The sequence below is a fragment of the Pseudomonas sp. S06B 330 genome (genome assembly GCF_002845275.2).
Classification (GTDB): domain Bacteria; phylum Pseudomonadota; class Gammaproteobacteria; order Pseudomonadales; family Pseudomonadaceae; genus Aquipseudomonas.
In genome coordinates this window covers 4,780,297-4,796,411 of the sequence record NZ_CP088149.1, presented here as the reverse complement: position 1 = coordinate 4,796,411, position 16,115 = coordinate 4,780,297, and the positions used below count along the sequence as shown (strand labels likewise).

13 protein-coding genes are annotated in these 16,115 nt (G+C 59.3%); 4 read left to right on the top strand and 9 right to left on the bottom strand.

Annotation, left to right across the window (positions count from 1 at the left end):
* The first annotated feature begins 203 nt into the window (after window positions 1-203).
* Window positions 204-1,103 (top strand): hypothetical protein, encoded by a 900-nt coding sequence (locus CX511_RS21495; RefSeq protein ID WP_101292920.1) that lies wholly within the window; start codon window positions 204-206, stop codon window positions 1,101-1,103.
* Window positions 1,104-1,285: 182 nt separating this feature from the next.
* On the opposite strand, the gene CX511_RS21490 is transcribed toward CX511_RS21495, so the two are convergent.
* The 9 genes from CX511_RS21490 to CX511_RS21450 form a co-directional block, all read right to left on the bottom strand.
* The gene (locus tag CX511_RS21490; RefSeq protein WP_045184691.1) at window positions 1,286-2,254 is read right to left on the bottom strand and encodes a peptide ABC transporter ATP-binding protein; all 969 of its coding nucleotides are present in this window, start codon (window positions 2,252-2,254) and stop codon (window positions 1,286-1,288) included.
* On the bottom strand, window positions 2,254-3,222 hold the full coding sequence (locus CX511_RS21485) for an ABC transporter ATP-binding protein (RefSeq protein WP_101292936.1): 969 nt from the start codon (window positions 3,220-3,222) through the stop codon (window positions 2,254-2,256). Before CX511_RS21485 ends, CX511_RS21490 begins: the two co-directional genes overlap by 1 nt.
* A gap of 10 nt (window positions 3,223-3,232) precedes the next feature.
* Complete coding sequence (locus CX511_RS21480) at window positions 3,233-4,162, bottom strand: ABC transporter permease subunit (RefSeq protein WP_045184693.1); 930 nt, start codon at window positions 4,160-4,162, stop codon at window positions 3,233-3,235.
* Between the two features lie 10 nt (window positions 4,163-4,172).
* On the bottom strand, window positions 4,173-5,183 hold the full coding sequence (locus CX511_RS21475; protein WP_045184696.1) for an ABC transporter permease subunit: 1,011 nt from the start codon (window positions 5,181-5,183) through the stop codon (window positions 4,173-4,175).
* Window positions 5,184-5,254: 71 nt separating this feature from the next.
* Window positions 5,255-6,850, bottom strand: a complete 1,596-nt coding sequence (locus CX511_RS21470; protein WP_045184698.1) for an ABC transporter substrate-binding protein — start codon at window positions 6,848-6,850, stop codon at window positions 5,255-5,257.
* Between the two features lie 74 nt (window positions 6,851-6,924).
* Window positions 6,925-8,322, bottom strand: a complete 1,398-nt coding sequence (locus CX511_RS21465; RefSeq protein WP_101292921.1) for an OprD family porin — start codon at window positions 8,320-8,322, stop codon at window positions 6,925-6,927.
* Window positions 8,323-8,469: 147 nt separating this feature from the next.
* The gene (locus CX511_RS21460; RefSeq protein WP_045184703.1) at window positions 8,470-10,062 is read right to left on the bottom strand and encodes an ABC transporter substrate-binding protein; all 1,593 of its coding nucleotides are present in this window, start codon (window positions 10,060-10,062) and stop codon (window positions 8,470-8,472) included.
* A gap of 253 nt (window positions 10,063-10,315) precedes the next feature.
* Complete coding sequence (locus CX511_RS21455; RefSeq protein ID WP_101292922.1) at window positions 10,316-11,941, bottom strand: ABC transporter substrate-binding protein; 1,626 nt, start codon at window positions 11,939-11,941, stop codon at window positions 10,316-10,318.
* 330 nt (window positions 11,942-12,271) lie between these two features.
* A complete protein-coding gene (locus CX511_RS21450; protein WP_045184709.1) occupies window positions 12,272-12,988 on the bottom strand; it encodes an SIMPL domain-containing protein in 717 nt (238 codons plus the stop codon).
* Window positions 12,989-13,190: 202 nt separating this feature from the next.
* Between CX511_RS21450 and CX511_RS21445 the strand changes: the two genes are divergently transcribed.
* The 3 genes from CX511_RS21445 (at window position 13,191) to CX511_RS21435 (ending at window position 16,088) form a co-directional block, all read left to right on the top strand.
* Window positions 13,191-14,447 (top strand): ATP-binding protein, encoded by a 1,257-nt coding sequence (locus CX511_RS21445; RefSeq protein WP_045184711.1) that lies wholly within the window; start codon window positions 13,191-13,193, stop codon window positions 14,445-14,447.
* On the top strand, window positions 14,447-15,007 hold the full coding sequence (locus CX511_RS21440) for a response regulator transcription factor (protein ID WP_045184713.1): 561 nt from the start codon (window positions 14,447-14,449) through the stop codon (window positions 15,005-15,007). Before CX511_RS21445 ends, CX511_RS21440 begins: the two co-directional genes overlap by 1 nt.
* Window positions 15,008-15,146: 139 nt before the next feature.
* Window positions 15,147-16,088 carry an AEC family transporter gene (locus CX511_RS21435; RefSeq protein ID WP_045184716.1) on the top strand — a complete coding sequence of 314 codons (942 nt, stop codon included), beginning with the start codon at window positions 15,147-15,149 and terminating at the stop codon, window positions 16,086-16,088.
* The last annotated feature ends 27 nt before the right edge of the window (window positions 16,089-16,115 follow it).

Sequence of the window (16,115 nt, the reverse complement as noted above, 5' to 3'; positions counted from 1 at the left end):
CCTGTGTAGAAGTGCCAGCACACATTGCATAAACCCTGAGCCAGGAACAGCCATTCGGGTGTTTTGCACGATCCTAGAAAGGCCTCGAAACTTAACCCATTGATTACCCATCAAGATATTTTTTGACACATTTGGCACAACGCCTGCACCGCTTTCAGAGCAAGCCGAATGGACCTGCTGTTCACGACTAAAGGCGCTCACTCATGATTACTTCAGCCGAACTGTCATCCGTTGCCAATGACGCTCCAAATCGCTCGGGCGTGTCGTGGGCGGCGATTTTTGCCGGCGCCGCCGCCGCGGCTGCCCTGTCGTTGATCCTGGTAATCCTTGGCGCGGGGCTGGGCTTCGCAGCCACCTCACCCTGGGCGGACGAAGGCGCCAGCGCCGAAGTGCTGGGCATCTCGACGATCATCTGGCTGCTGCTGACGCAGATTCTTGCCTCCGGGCTGGGTGGCTATATCGCCGGCCGGCTGCGGGTGAAATGGGCCAACCTGCATGGCGATGAAGTGTATTTTCGCGACACGGCCCACGGCTTCCTCGCCTGGGCGGTGGCCACACTGGCGGCAGCCATGCTGATTGTGGGCAGCGCTGGCGGACTGCTGAGCGCAGGGGCGAAAACGGGAGTGAATGCAATGGCCGCGGTTTCTAGCGTTGCGGCCACGCCTGACCCCATGGGCTATTTCGTCGACAGCCTGTTTCGCAGTGATCGCCCGGTGTCGGTCAGTGAAGACGCCGCCAATGCTGTGGCGGGGCGCATTCTGGCCAGGACAATCGCTCAAGGTGGCGCACTGGGAGAAGCCGACCGCGCTTATCTGGCGCAGTTGGTGGCCCAGCGTATTGATGTGAGCCAGGCCGAGGCCGAGGGACGGGTGGATCAAGTGTTCGCTCAGGTCCAGCAAGCCAAAGTTCAAGCGCAGCAGGCGGCTGATACCGCAGCCAAAGCAGCGGCATGGACCGCGTTGTGGACCTTTATTGCCCTGCTGTGCGGAGCGTTTTTCGCCAGTTTCGCGGCACTGTTCGGTGGCCGTCAACGCGACCGAGTGCAGTGGCTGGATGGCACTGCAGACGCTGCCGTCAGGCACGTCGGCGCACCGATTCGATAACGCTTCAACCAACGAGGATAAACATCATGCGCTCTCTATTGCTATGGATGCTCGGGGTCCCCATTCCGGTCATCATTCTGATCGCGATCTTCATGCATTGATTGGTCATTGATCAACCAAGACGCCGACATCATTGATGCCGGCGTCTTGGTTGGAGGGATGGCTGCTTCTCCCTGCGGTGCTTACAGAAACTGCTCCGCATAGTGACACGCCACCTGCCGCGTCCCCACCTGCCTGAACGCCGGCTCCTCTGACGCACAACGTTCAGTGGCATATGGGCAGCGCTTGTGGAACGCGCAGCCTGACGGTGGATTCAACGGATTGGGCAGCTCGCCGGCAATTTTGATCTTAGGCTTGAGCGGGTCCGGGTGGATAGTCGGGGTGGCCGACAGCAATGCCTGGGTATAAGGGTGCAGCGGCTTGTTGTAGATATCTTCCTTGGGGCCCATTTCCGCCGGACGGCCGAGGTACATCACCAGCACCTGATCGGCCACATGACGCACCACCGCCAGGTTGTGGGAAATGAACACGTAGGCGGTGTTGAATTCCTTCTGCAGGTCCATGAACAGGTTCAGTACCTGAGCCTGGATCGACACGTCGAGGGCTGAAGTCGGCTCATCGGCCACCAGCACTTTGGGCTGCAGCATCATCGCCCGAGCCAGGGCAATGCGCTGGCGCTGACCTCCAGAAAACATGTGCGGATAGCGCTGGTAATGCTCTGGACGCAGGCCGACCTGTTGCATCATGGCCTGGACCTTTTCCCGACGCTCGCTTTTTGACAGGCGGGTGTTGATCAGTAGCGGTTCGGCCAACTGGTCACCGATCTTCTGGCGTGGGTTAAGCGAGGCATAGGGACTCTGGAAGACCATTTGCACGTCTTTGCGCAGTTGCTTGCGCTCGGCTTTGTTCGCCCCGGCCACTTCTTGACCGGCAATTTTCAACGAGCCGGAAGAGGGCTCCTCAATCAGGGTCAGGGCTCGCGCCAGGGTCGACTTGCCGCAGCCGGACTCACCGACCACCGCCAGGGTTTTGCCAGCTTCCAGTTCAAACGACACACCGTTGAGCGCCCTGACCAGGGCATGCCCCTTGAACAGGCCGCGGGAAACTTCATAGTGACGGGTCAGTTCGCGGGCGGTAAGGACGACGGTCATTACGCCACCTCCTGGTTCAACGGGTAGAAACAACGGACCTGGCTGTGAGCCTGGGGATCGAGGGATGGACGGTGGCGGCGGCAATTGTCCTGGACGTAAGGGCAGCGAGGCGACAGTAGGCAGCCTTCAGGACGGTCATAGCGACCGGGAACGATACCGGGGAGGGTCGCCAGGCGCTCGGCCCCTTCACTGTGTTCGGGAATCGCAGCCAGCAGGGCTTCACTGTAGGGGTGTGCAGGAACATCGAACAGCTCCGGCACCTGACCGACTTCCACCGCTTGCCCGGCATACATCACACAGACCCGCTTGGCGGTTTCGGCGACCACGGCCAGGTCGTGGGTGATCAGGATCAGGGCCATGTTCTGCTCTTTCTGCAGGTTGAGCAGCAGTTCCATGATCTGCGCCTGAATGGTCACGTCCAGGGCGGTGGTCGGTTCGTCGGCGATCAGCAGTTTGGGTTCACCTGCGATGGCCATGGCGATTGCCACGCGCTGGCTCATGCCGCCGGACAGTTGGTGCGGGTAGGCGTCCAGGCGACTTTCGGCGGCGGGTATTTCAACTTTCTTGAGCAGTTCCAGAGCACGCTGACGCGCAGCCTTACCACGCAGGCCCAAATGCTGGCGCAGGACTTCTTCGATCTGGAAGCCGACGGTGTAGCTAGGGTTGAGGGCGGTCATCGGGTCCTGAAAGACCATCGCCATATCCTTGCCAACCACCTTGCGCCGTTGCCGACCACTGAGCTTGAGCATATTGGTGCCGTCGAAGGTGAGGGCGTCGGCGGTGATGCGCCCTGGGGCGTCAATCAGGCCCATCAGCGCCATCATGGTCACCGACTTGCCCGAGCCGGATTCACCGACAATGGCCAAAACCTCGCCTTCGTTGACTGTCAGGTCGAGACCATCGACCACCGGCACCGCGCTGGCATCGCCGAAGCGCACATTCAGATTCTTGATTTCTAGAAGTGACATGGCAATCTCCTCAGGCGGCATTCTTGAGTTTCGGGTCCAGCGCATCGCGCAGTCCGTCACCCATCAGGTTGATTGCCAGCACGCTGAGCAAAATGGTCAGGCCAGGCAGGCTCACCACCCACCAGGCACGTTCGATGTAGTCGCGGGCCGAGGCCAGCATGGTGCCCCACTCAGGGGTTGGTGGTTGTACACCAAGGCCCAGGAAGCCCAGGGCAGCGGCATCGAGAATTGCCGAGGAGAAGCTCAAGGTGGCCTGTACGATCAGCGGCGCCATACAGTTAGGCAGCACGGTGACGAACATCAGTCGCGGCAGGCTGGCGCCGGCCAGGCGTGCGGCGGTGACGTAGTCGCGGTTCAGCTCACCCATGACGGCGGCGCGGGTCAGGCGCACATAAGATGGCAACGAGACGATGGCAATGGCGATCACGGTGTTGATCAAGCCAGGGCCGAGGATCGCGACGATGGCCACGGCCAGCAGCAACGATGGCAGGGCCAGCATGACGTCCATCAGACGCATGATCGAGGGGCCGAGGATACGCGGGAAAAACCCGGCCAACAGGCCAAGGAATATCCCCGGAATCAGCGAGATCACCACCGACGACAAACCGATCAACAGTGACAGACGCGAACCTTGAATCAGACGCGAAAGCAGATCGCGGCCCAACTCATCGGTGCCGAGAATGAACTGCCAGTTGCCGCCTTCGAGCCACACCGGCGGGGTGAGCAGGAAGTCGCGGTACTGCTCGCTGGGGTTGTGCGGCGCGACCCAGGGAGCGAACAGCGCGCAAAACACGATCAGGCTCATGAACATCAGCCCGGCGACCGCGCCTTTGTTACGGGAAAACGCGTGCCAGAACTCCTTGTAGGGAGACGGGTAGAGCAGGCTCTGGTCGACAGCGGTGGCCGCAGTGGTAACGGCTTTTGCAAGTGGAGTGGTCATGGCGGGGCCCTCAGCGCTGATGACGGATGCGTGGGTTGGCCAGGCCGTAGAGGATATCCACGACGAAGTTGACCAGGATCACCAGGCAGGCAATCAACAGGATGCCGTTCTGGACCACGGGGTAGTCACGGGCACCGATGGCTTCAATCAGCCATTTGCCGATGCCCGGCCAGGAAAAGATGGTTTCGGTCAGTACCGCGCCCGCCAGCAACGTGCCGACCTGCAAACCGAACACGGTAAGCACTGGAATCAAGGCATTGCGCAAGCCGTGAACGAACACCACGCGTGCTGGCGACAGGCCTTTGGCGCGGGCGGTGCGAATGTAGTCTTCGCGCAGCACTTCGAGCATGGAGGAGCGGGTCATCCTGGCGATCACCGCCAACGGAATGGTGCCCAGAACAATGGCCGGCAGAATCAGGTGCATCAGCGCATCCTTGAAGGCGCCTTCTTCATCGCTGAGCAGGGTGTCGATGAGCATGAAGCCGGTTGTCGGCTCGATGTCGTAGAGCAGGTCGATACGTCCGGAGACCGGGGTCCAGCCCAGGCTCACGGAGAAGAACATGATCAGGATCAGGCCCCACCAGAAGATCGGCATCGAGTAACCCGCCAGGGAAATGCCCATGACCCCGTGATCAAACAACGAGCCGCGCTTGAGGGCCGCGATCACCCCGGCGAGCAGGCCAATGATGCCGGCAAAGAACAATGCCGCCAGGGCCAGCTCAAGGGTTGCCGGGAACAGTGCGAGGAACTCGGTCCAGACGCTTTCACGGGTACGCAGCGACTCGCCAAGATCGCCCTGGGCCAGCTTGCTGACATAGTCCAGGTACTGCTCTGGCAGTGGCTTGTTCAGACCCAGGCGCTCCATGGCCTGGGCGTGCATTTCCGGGTCAACCCGGCGTTCGCCCATCATGACTTCCACCGGGTCACCGGGTATCAGCCGTATGAGCGCGAACGTCAGCAAGGTGATGCCGAAGAAGGTCGGGATCAAGAGTCCCAGGCGCCGGGCAATAAAACTAAACATCTTCTGGTGTACCTCATCAGCCGTATGGCATGCCACCGGCACCCGGATAGGGGCCGGCGGTCGTTCTTGTTCTACTTCACCTGGGTAGTGGCGAAGTTGTTATTGGTGAGGGGGTTGATGTGGTACCCCTCCACGTTGTTGCGCATGGCGGTGAACATCTTCGGATGCGCCATGCTGATCCACGGTTGGTCTTCATCGTACACCGCCAGCGCCTTTACATAGAGCGCTGCGCGCTCATTCGTATCGGTTGCGGCCCGAGCCTTGTCGATCAACGCCTGGAATGTCTGATTGCACCAGCGTGCATAGTTCTCCCCGCTTTTGACCGCATCACAGCTGAGCAGCGGGGTGAGGAAGTTGTCCGGGTCGCCGTTGTCGCCGGCCCAGCCAGTGGACACCATATCGGGTTCGCCCTTTTTTGCCCGGCGCAGCATTTCGGCCCACTCCATGATGCGGATGTCGACTTTAAGGCCGATCTTGGCCAGGTCCGCCTGGAGCATTTCGGCACTCAGGCGCGGATTGGGGTTGGTCGGGCCGCCGCCATTACGGGTGAACAAGGTCAGTACCGTACCTTCCGGCACACCGGCTTCCTTGAGCAGGGCGCGGGCTTTGTCCAAGTCGCGAGGCGGGTTCTGGTTGGCGGTGTTGTAGCCCATCAGGGTGGGCGGGTAAGGGTTTACTCCGACCAGCGCGTTACCTTTGCCAAACAATTGGTCGACGTGAGTCTGGCGGTCGAAGGCCATGTTGATGGCTTTGCGCACGCGCACGTCGCTCAAATACTTGTGCTCGGTGTTCAGGGAAATGTAACCGGTGGTCAAGGCTTCCATCTCAGCCACTTTCAGCTTGGGATCAGCCTTGATGCTGGGGATGTCGTCGGGCTTGGGATAGAGCGCCACCTGGCATTCGTTAGCCCTGAGCTTCTGCAGACGCACGTTGTTGTCGTTGGCGATGGCGAAAATCAGCGCATCGGCCGGTGGCTTGCCACGGAAGTAGTCGGGGTTGGGCTTGTAGCGGACCTGGGCATCCTTGTTATAGCGCTGAAAGATGAACGGCCCGGTGCCAATCGGCTTGCTGTTGAGGTCGGCGGTCTTGTTAGCCTTGAGCAACTGGTCGCCATACTCGGCCGAGTAGATTGAAGTGAAGGCCATGGCCAGGTCTGGCAAGAAGGGGGCTTCCGGGCGGGTGAGGGTGAAGACCACGGTACGATCGTCGGTCTTCTCGACGCTCTTTAGCAGGTCCTTGAACCCCATACTCTCGAAGTACGGAAAGCCAATGCTGGTCTTGTTATGCCACGGGTGATTCGGGTCCAGCTGGCGGTGGAAGCTCCACAGCACGTCGTCGGCATTCATCTCGCGGGTTGGAGTGAAGTAGTCGGTGGTATGAAACCTAACCCCTTGGCGCAGATGGAAGGTATAGGTCAGGCCATCGGCGCTGACTTCCCAGCGTTCGGCCAGGGCCGGCTGGATCTGGGTGGTGCCGGGTTTGAAGTCGACCAGTCGGTTGAACACGGTTTCGGCCGAAGCGTCGGCGGTCACTGCAGTGGTGTACTGGACGATATCGAAGCCTTCCGGGCTGGCCTCGGTACACACCACCAGCGGCTTGGCCGAGAGGCCCGCCGCGGTACTCAACAGGACGGCTGCCAAGGCAGCCTGTAGCGGTAGCAATTTCATGAAACCTCCCTGCTATCAATTAAGCCAGCGTAGTCGTCACGACCGATTCAGTGAACCGGCCGTGGCGGTCGAGGCTAGAGAATGTTGAATGGAATGGTGGTCACGATACGCAGCTCGTCCAGGCTGCCGTCGCCTTGGTTCTTACTGGCACGGTGCGCGGTGTAGGTGGCGCGAATGGTGGTGTCCTTCAGGGCTCCGCTCTGAACGGCATACGTGGTGCCGATGCCCCACTCATAGTGGTTCTCGCCGGCGAGGTTTTTGACGTCATAGCCAGTGCCCCGGTAGTGGGTACCATCAATGTCCCAGCCGCGGGCGTTGTACAGGTTGAACTTCAGGCCGGGTACACCGTATTGGGCCATGTTCAGTACATAAGCGATCTGCATGGACTTCTCGTTCGGGCCGTTGAAATCCGAGAGTAGGGAGTTGGCCAGGAAGATTGCGTTGGTTTCATGCAGGTAATCGAAGTACTCGTTACCGTTCACCTGTTGGTAGGAGAAGGACAGGTTGTGCGCCTGGTGGGTCAGGCCCAGCGACAGACTGTAGGTGTCGTTGTCGATTTCACCGAGTTCGCTGCGGCCTTCATCTTTGGTTTTGTAGTAGTTCAGACCGGTGGTCAGGCTCAGCACCGAGCTGTCGCCCAGTACATGGTTAGCGCCGAAGTAGTACTGGTTCCAGAAGTCCTCGACCTTGGACACGTACAGGCTGGTCTTCAGGCTTTGCAGGGGCTGGTAGTTGAGGCCGGCCATGCTGATGCGGTCGGTTTCCGCACCCTTGGCGCCGTACTCGGAGCGAAACTTGCTCAGGCTTTGTTCGGTACGCGGTGACACCCGGTCGAAGGTGCCGACGTCGAACGACAGGTTGTCGAATTCTTCGCTGCGAATGCTTACGCCCTGGAAGCTCGACGGCAACGCACGGTTGCCGATGTAGGCGATGACCGGGGTGTCCATTGATTGGCGGCCAGCGGTCAAGGTTGTATTGGAAACGCGTGCCTTGATGTTGGCCAGCCCCATCTTGCTCCACTGGCCAATGACGTCGCCATCACTGTGGGTCAGGGTGCGGTTGTTTGGCCCGGCGACTGCCGCGCGTCCCTGTTCCAGGGCAATAGCGTTGTAGGCCGCAACTTCAGTGGCGAAGCCGATGGCGCCTTCGGTAAAGCCCGAACTGTAATTGAGGATGGTGCCTTGCACCCAGTTATCGCGGCTGTGAGTGTCATGACGAGTGCCATCGCTTTTGTAGTACTTCCAGAGCGGCGCGCGGGTGGCACGCTCGCGGGCGTACCAGTTGCGGGTCGAGCCGGAAAGGCTCTGGCCCTCGACAAAGCCTGTGGCTTCGCTCTGAGCACTGGTGCCCTTGACGGTGATCGGAACAACGTCCTGGCTGATGGGTTCGGCCTGGGACATGACGGACAACCCTGTGATGGACAGGGCCAGTACGGCGGTTGTGGTTCGTCTCAAGGTAAAGCTCCCTTTCATTTCTTTTTTTGTTAGCGTCAGGCCTCGTGAGCTTGACGTTTTCTTGGTGAAACAAGGGTTGCAAACGTTTGCTCGATGACAATCGGGCATATTCAAGCTGCACGCGTTCCTGGGAGTGGGTTGCACTCCCAGGAACGCGTGCAGGGGTTATTCGATGCCTACGCCAGAAAAGACGTTGCGCCCGAAGGGGCTTACCTTGAAGTCCTCGACCTTGGCACTGAGCGGTTGATTGACCGTCGAGTGGGCGATCGGGGTGATGGGCACCTGCTGCTTGAGGCGCTGCTGGGCCTGCTGGTAAAGGACGGTGCGTTGCTCGCGATCAGTGATGGTCTTGGCTTTCTTGACCAGCTCGTCGTACTGCGGGTCGCACCACATGGAGTAGTTATTGCTGCCGATGGCGTCGCAGCTGTAAAGCGTACCCAGCCAGTTGTCCGGGTCACCGTTGTCGCCGGTCCAACCGATCAGCGAGATGTCGTGTTCGCCATCCTTGGTGCGCTTGAGGTATTCACCCCACTCGTAGCTGACGATCTTGACCTTGAGGCCGACCTTGCCCCAATCGGCCTGAAGCATCTCGGCCATCAGCTTGGCATTGGGGTTGTAGGGGCGCTGCACGGGCATGGCCCAGAGGGTGATTTCAGTGCCTTCTTTGACGCCTGCAGCCTTGAGCAACTGACGGGCCTTGTCCGGGTTGTAGCCGGCGTCCTTGATGCTGTGATCGTAGGACCATTGGGTTGGTGGCATGCTGTTGACCGCCATTTGGCCGGCATGCTGGTACACCGCCTGGACGATGGCTGCCTTGTTCACTGCCATGTCCATGGCCTGGCGAACCTGAAGCTGGTCAAAGGGCTTGTGCTGGACGTTGTAGGCGATATAGCCGAGGTTGAAACCAGGGTTTTCGATCACCTGCAGTTGCTGATCGCTCTTCAGTGCTTGAAGGTCGGCCGGCCGTGGGTTGACGGTGACCTGGCACTCATCCTTACGCAACTTCTGGATGCGCACTGACGGGTCGGTGTTGATCGAGAAGATCAACTGGTCGAGTTTGACCTTGTCCTGGTCCCAGTAGTCCTTGTTGCCGCGATATCGGATCTGCGAGTCCTTTTGATAGCGCTGGAACACGAAAGGCCCGGTGCCAATCGGCTTCTGATTGATGTCGCTGGGGCGTCCGGACGTCATCAGGTGGTTGGCGTACTCGGCGGAGAGGATCGCGGCGAAGCTCATGGCCAGGTTCTGCACAAACGCGGCATCGACACTGTTGAGGGTGAACACCACTGTCATCGGCCCAGTTTTTTCAACCTGGGCAATGTTCTTGTCCAGGCTCATGCTGACGAAGTAGGGGAACTCGGTCGGGTAGTGTTTGCGAAATGGGTGCTCGCGATTAAGCATGCGGTTGAAGGTGAACAGCACGTCGTCAGCGTTGAACTCACGGCTGGGGGTAAAGTCCTTGTTGCTATGAAACTTCACGCCTTCACGCAGTTGGAAGGTATAGGTCAGCCCGTCGGGCGACACCTCCCAGCTTTTGGCCAGCGCGGGTTGGACGGCAGTGGCGCCACGCTCGAACTCGACCAGACGGTTATAGATCGGCTCGGCGGCGTCGTTGTCGGTGGAGCTGGTGTACTGCGCGGTGTCAAAACCGCTAGGGCTGCCTTCGGAGCAGAACACCAGGTTCTTGGCCTGGCTCAAAGGGCTCTGCGTCAGTAGGCCGAGGCCCAGCAACGCTGCAAAAACGGGGGTATGGCGCATAACGATCCTTGATTTCTTGTTGTTTTGATCAGTTCACAGCACACAGCCATGCAACTCGCGTCGCTTGCAACGCTGTCTTGACGGTAGGGGCGTCAGCGCGATTCAGCGAGGTACGGTTTCGCAAGGATGTGTAGGAGGTGTCCGATAGAGCGGAGCGACGTTTCCGTGTCGATGCGCTAGCGGTTGACCTGCCAGGCTAACGGGCTCGGACCCCAGGTGCCCTATGGCGCCTCGGGGCCGAGCCCGTTGGCTGCTATTTGGTCACACTTACCCCATAGAAGGAGTTCAAGCCGAACGGGCTGATCTTGAAGTCCTGTACGGTTTTGCGCATGGGTTGATACACCGTGGAGTGGGCGATCGGGGTCATTGGCACCTGCTCTTTCAGGCGGTGCTGGGCTTGCTTGTACAGTTCGGTTCGCTTGGCCTGATCGGAGGTGGCTTTGGCCTGTTTGATCAGATCGTCGTAAGGCTTGTCACACCATTTGGAGAAGTTGTTGCCGGCGATGGCATCGCAACCAAACAAGGTGCCGAGCCAGTTGTCTGGGTCACCGTTGTCACCGCTCCAGCCGATCAGCATGGCGCCGTTCTCGCCACCTTTGGAGCGCTTGATGTATTCCCCCCACTCGTAGCTGACGATCTTGGCCCTGATCCCGATCTTGCCCCAATCGGACTGGAGCATCTCGGCCATCAACTTGGCATTGGGGTTGTAGGGGCGCTGTACCGGCATGGCCCACAAAGTGATCTCGGTACCTTCTTTGATGCCGGCTTCCTTGAGCAGTTGCTTGGCTTTTTCCGGATCGTACTTGGCGTCTTTGATGGTGGTGTCGTACGACCACTGGGTCGGTGGCATGGCATTGACCGCCAACTGCCCTGCGCCCTGATACACCGAGTCGATGATCTGCTGCTTGTTCACCGCCATGTCCAGGGCTTGACGGACCTTGAGCTGAGCCATGGGGTTGGGCTCGTCACTGCCCTTGATCTTGTCCATCACGTTGTAGGCGATGTAGCCGAGGTTAAAACCAGCCTGGTCGGGCATCTTCAGGTTCGGGTCCTCCATGAGCGGCTTGATATCGGCCGGGCGCGGGAAGAGGGTGACCTGACACTCATTCTTCTTGAGTTTTTGCATGCGCACCGAAGCGTCGGTGGTGATGGCGAAGATCAGGTTATCGATCTTGACGTCATCGGGTTGCCAGTATTCCTTGTTGCCCTTGAAGCGGATCTGCGCGTCTTTCTGGTACTTGCTGAACACGAACGGCCCGGTGCCGATCGGTTTCTGGTTGATATCGGCGGGCTTGCCCTGCTTGAGCAACTGGTCGGCGTATTCAGCCGACTGGATCGAAGCGAAGCTCATGGCCAGGTTCTGGATAAATGCAGCATCCACACCATTGAGGGTGAATTTGACGGTGTGATCGTCAACCTTCTCCACCTTGGCGATGTTCTTGTCCATGCCCATGTCGGTGAAGTACGGGAACTCAGTGGGGTAGGCCTTACGGAACGGCATATCCTTGTCGAGCATGCGATTGAAGGTGAACAGTACGTCGTCGGCGTTGAATTCGCGGGTTGGCTTGAAGAAGTCGGTGGTATGAAACTTGACCCCTTCACGCAAGTGGAAGGTATAGGTCAGGCCGTCATCGGAAATGTCCCAGCGGGTCGCCAGGCCGGGGATGACCGCAGTGCCGCCACGCTCAAACTGGCTGAGGCGATTGAAGACTGTCTCGGCTGAGGCATCGAAGTCGGTTCCGGTGGTGTACTGGCCTGGGTCGAAACCGGCCGGGCTGCCTTCTGAGCAGAACACCAGGTTAGTCGCCGCGAGGGCAGAGGGTGCGCCGGCAAGCAAGCCTGCGCCGACTAGAAACGGAATGACCGCGTGTTTGAGCATGGTGGCCTCATTGTTGTCATTTTTGATTTGAGGGGGCCTTGTGAGCCGACCTGCGGATACTTATGCAGGCCTTGTACCCATTGCAACACTCAAAAGGATAGCTGACGACAAAGAGTGGGACGAACGTACAGGAATGTCGCATTCGTATAATTTTTTATGGAGTTGAACGTTTGCGAGGGTATATTTCAGTATGTTTCGAAGATGTTGTGCGCTAAGGGAGTCGTCTCTGGCACCGAAATGGTGCGCTCGGGTGCTACACGTAACAGCGTTCGCGGCAGCCGAAGTTGCCGCGAACCTGCAGAAAAGTAACGCTGTCGAGGGTAGCGCTATTTAAGGCATTTGCACTTCGATGGTGCCGTCGGCGCTCAGGCTGACCTGGCTGGTGCCCGCTTCGATATCCGGGCTCGGCGCGGCGCCTTCGGCATCCATGCTGGCTTTCATCATCATCGGGGCGCTGCGTGCGTAAGGATGTGGGTAGCCACTGCTGTTGAGGTTCAGGTTGACCACTTTGTAGCCTTTGCCACCTAGCGCTTCGGTAGCCAGTTGGGCGCGGGTCTTGAACGCATTGACGGCATCCTTGAGCAACGCGTCTTCACTGGACTTGCGCGTGGCGGGGGCGATGGAGAAGTCCATACCGCCCATCTTCAGCTGTTGCAGCAGCTCGCCGGTGAGCTTGGACAGGGCCGGGAAGTCGGCGCTTTCCAGGCGCAATTCGGCGCGTTCGCGCCAGCCGGTGATCTTCTGGCCCTTGTTGTCGTAGATCGGGTAGCTGTTGCGACTCCCCTGGCTGATTTTCACTTCTTTGACCTCGCGGGCCTGCTGCACCGCTTTATTCATGGTCTCAGTGATTTCGTTGGCAAGCTTGCCCGGATCGGTGTTCTGCGCTTCGCTGTAAAGGGTCACGATCATCAGGTCGCGTGGCACTTCCTTGCTGACTTCAGCGCGCAGCGAGATCTGGTTGTAGCGCGGCTCTTCTGCCAGCGCCGGGAGGCTGGCGAGCAGGCTGGTGGCCATCACGAAGGCGGTGCTGCGGCGGGAATTAAGCATGTATGACTCCTTCAAATTGAGGCGTGGACGCTGTGATATCCATTCCACGCAGGCCCATAAGACTCGCAAGCGTGTCGTGAGGTTCAATAGGGCCATTATTGATGTGTAAAAAAGTGTGGCGCTTTGCCGCATGTCAGCAGAGCATCGTGCAGCTTCGGTATACTCGCCACGATTCGCCCTGGAGCACTCATCAGGAGAGCTCATGCTCGCCCCCGTACAATTGCTGTCCGCTACGCGTCAGAACCTCTGGCGTCTGACCTTCATTCGTATCCTGGTACTGGCCGCCCAGGCCGGCTCAGTGGGCGTTGCCTACTGGACTGACCTGCTACCGCTGCCTTGGTTGTCGCTGGTGGTCACCCTTGGCCTGTCGAGCTTGCTCTGTGCGTTCACCGCCCTGCGCTTACGCTTGTCGTTGCCGGTTACCGAGCTCGAGTATGCCTTCCAGTTGGCCTGTGATTTGTTGATTCACAGTGCCTTGCTGTACTACTCAGGGGGCTCGACCAACCCCTTTGTGTCCTACTACCTGGTGCCGTTGGCCATTGCTGCGGTGACTTTGCCCTGGGTCTATTCGCTGGTGCTATCAGGTATCGCTCTGGCAGCCTACAGCTTGCTGTTGGTGCAGTTCTACCCGCTGGAAACCTTCCCCATGGCGCGGGAGAAGATGCAGGTCTACGGCATGTGGTTGAGCATTGCCCTGGCCGCTGCGGTGATCACTTTCTTTGCGGCAAAAATGGCAGAAGAGTTGCGCCGCCAGGAGCAGTTGCGTGCAGAGCGGCGTGAAGATGGCCTGCGCGATCAACAACTGTTGGCGGTCGCGACCCAGGCTGCTGGCGCTGCCCATGAGCTGGGTACGCCGTTGGCGACCATGAGTGTGTTGATCAAGGAAATGCGCCAGGACCACAGCGATCCTTTGCTGCAGGAAGATCTGGCCGTACTTCAGGATCAGGTCAAGTTGTGCAAGGAAACCCTGCAGAACCTGGTGCGCGCCGCCGAAGCCAATCGGCGTATGGCGGTGGAGGACCAGGAGGTCACCGCCTGGCTGGACGAAGCCCTCAACCGCTGGCACCTGATGCGTCCTGAAGCCAGTTACCGCTTCCAGCGCCTGGGTCAGGGCAGCGTGCCACGCCTGGCGCCACCGCCTGACCTGACCCAGGCCTTGCTGAACCTATTGAACAATGCAGCCGATGCCTGTCCGGACGATCTTGAAGTACGTCTGGATTGGGATGCCCAAGACATGGTGATCAGCATTCGCGATCATGGTCCGGGCGTGCCGGTGGCGATTGCCGAGTCGATCGGCAAACCCTTCTTTACCACCAAGGGCAAAGGCTTTGGCCTGGGCCTGTTCTTGAGCAAGGCCAGCGTGACCCGTGCTGGCGGCTCGGTAAAACTCTATAGTCATGAGGAAGGCGGTACGCTCACTGAGCTGCGCCTGCCGCGTGACGCCCGAGGAGATGTGTGATGAGTGATGAAATCCAGGTTGAAGGCGAAGAACTCCCGCACCTGTTGCTGGTAGATGATGACGCCACCTTTACCCGTGTCATGGCCCGGGCCATGAGCCGTCGTGGTTTTCGCGTGAGCACCGCAGGCTCCGCCGAAGAGGGACTGGTGCTGGCCCAGCAGGATGTGCCTGATTACGCCACCCTTGACCTGAAAATGGACGGTGACTCGGGCCTGGTGCTGTTGCCCAAGCTGCTTGAGCTTGACCCGGAAATGCGTGTGGTGATTCTCACCGGTTATTCGAGCATTGCTACCGCTGTGGAAGCCATCAAGCGCGGCGCCTGCAACTACCTGTGCAAACCAGCCGACGCGGATGATGTACTGGCTGCTTTGCTGTCCGAACATGCCGACCTGGACAGTTTGGTTCCGGAAAACCCGATGTCGGTCGACCGCTTGCAGTGGGAGCATATCCAGCGTGTACTGACTGAGCACGAAGGCAACATCTCCGCCACCGCGCGTGCCTTGGGCATGCATCGGCGGACCTTGCAGCGCAAATTGCAGAAGCGCCCGGTTCGACGCTGAGATTATCTCCCGCGGGAAAGTGAATTCGTAGCCGCAGCCGCCAGGCTGCGGCTACGAATCGATAGCGCTCAGGCTGTGTGCGGGGCTGAGCGCAGGCGTATCATTAGCCCCCTAACGACAGCCACCGGGACCGCCCTGCATGCTCGCCCTTTTTCTTCAGACCCTGAACATCACGGCGCCAGTCTTTGCCATGCTGTTCATGGGCGTGCTGCTTAAACGCATCAATGCGATCAACGACGGTTTCATTCATACCGCTTCGGCACTGGTGTTCAACGTTTGTATGCCGGCGCTGCTGTTCCTGGGTATCTACCACGCTGACCTGACAACGGCAGTGCAGCCTGGGCTGCTGCTGTACTTTGCCATCGCCACCCTGATCGGCTTCGCTCTGGCCTGGGGGATCGCGATCTGGCGCTGCCCGCGGCCAGACCGCGGGATCTATACCCAAGGCGCGTTTCGCGGCAACAACGGGGTGATCGGCCTGGCGCTGGCCGCCAGCATGTATGGCGATCAAGGGATCTCCTTGGGTGCGGTCCTCGCCGGGCTGGTGATTTTGCTCTACAACTCGCTGTCAGTGGTGGTGCTGGCCGTTTACAGCCCAAGCGCCAAGTCCGACCCGTGGAGTATCTGCAAGAGCATCCTGCGCAATCCGCTGATCATCAGCGTGCTGCTTGCCGCTGCCTTGGCTTACGGGCACGTGGCCTTGCCGAACTGGCTGCTGACTTCCGGTGATTACCTAGCGCAGATGACCCTGCCACTGGCTCTGATTTGTATCGGCGGCACCTTGTCACTGGCGTCGTTACGCCAAAGCGGTAACCTGGCCGTGAGCGTCAGCCTGCTGAAAATGGTCTGGTTACCCGTGTTGGCTACGCTTGGCGCCTGGCTGGTGGGCTACCGTGGCGCTGAGCTGGGTATCCTCTTCCTCTACTTCGGCAGCCCGACGGCAGCTGCTAGCTATGTGATGGCCAGGTCTACCCATGGCAACCACGAACTGGCCGCGGCAATCATCGTCATTACCACCCTGATGGCTGCCATTACCACCAATATCGGCATCTTTTTCTTGCAGTGGGGCGGCTGGATCTAGATTCTGTAAAAAAACAATTCCAACACT

Coding starts and splice junctions, on each gene's coding strand:
- CX511_RS21435 (WP_045184716.1), top strand. CDS start 15,147: ATGCTCGCCCTTTTTCTTCAGACCCTGAACATCACGGCGCCAGTCTTT.
- CX511_RS21485 (WP_101292936.1), bottom strand. CDS start 3,222: ATGTCACTTCTAGAAATCAAGAATCTGAATGTGCGCTTCGGCGATGCC.
- CX511_RS21440 (WP_045184713.1), top strand. CDS start 14,447: ATGAGTGATGAAATCCAGGTTGAAGGCGAAGAACTCCCGCACCTGTTG.
- CX511_RS21495 (WP_101292920.1), top strand. CDS start 204: ATGATTACTTCAGCCGAACTGTCATCCGTTGCCAATGACGCTCCAAAT.
- CX511_RS21475 (WP_045184696.1), bottom strand. CDS start 5,183: ATGTTTAGTTTTATTGCCCGGCGCCTGGGACTCTTGATCCCGACCTTC.
- CX511_RS21480 (WP_045184693.1), bottom strand. CDS start 4,162: ATGACCACTCCACTTGCAAAAGCCGTTACCACTGCGGCCACCGCTGTC.
- CX511_RS21490 (WP_045184691.1), bottom strand. CDS start 2,254: ATGACCGTCGTCCTTACCGCCCGCGAACTGACCCGTCACTATGAAGTT.
- CX511_RS21465 (WP_101292921.1), bottom strand. CDS start 8,322: ATGAAAGGGAGCTTTACCTTGAGACGAACCACAACCGCCGTACTGGCC.
- CX511_RS21470 (WP_045184698.1), bottom strand. CDS start 6,850: ATGAAATTGCTACCGCTACAGGCTGCCTTGGCAGCCGTCCTGTTGAGT.
- CX511_RS21460 (WP_045184703.1), bottom strand. CDS start 10,062: ATGCGCCATACCCCCGTTTTTGCAGCGTTGCTGGGCCTCGGCCTACTG.
- CX511_RS21445 (WP_045184711.1), top strand. CDS start 13,191: ATGCTCGCCCCCGTACAATTGCTGTCCGCTACGCGTCAGAACCTCTGG.
- CX511_RS21455 (WP_101292922.1), bottom strand. CDS start 11,941: ATGCTCAAACACGCGGTCATTCCGTTTCTAGTCGGCGCAGGCTTGCTT.
- CX511_RS21450 (WP_045184709.1), bottom strand. CDS start 12,988: ATGCTTAATTCCCGCCGCAGCACCGCCTTCGTGATGGCCACCAGCCTG.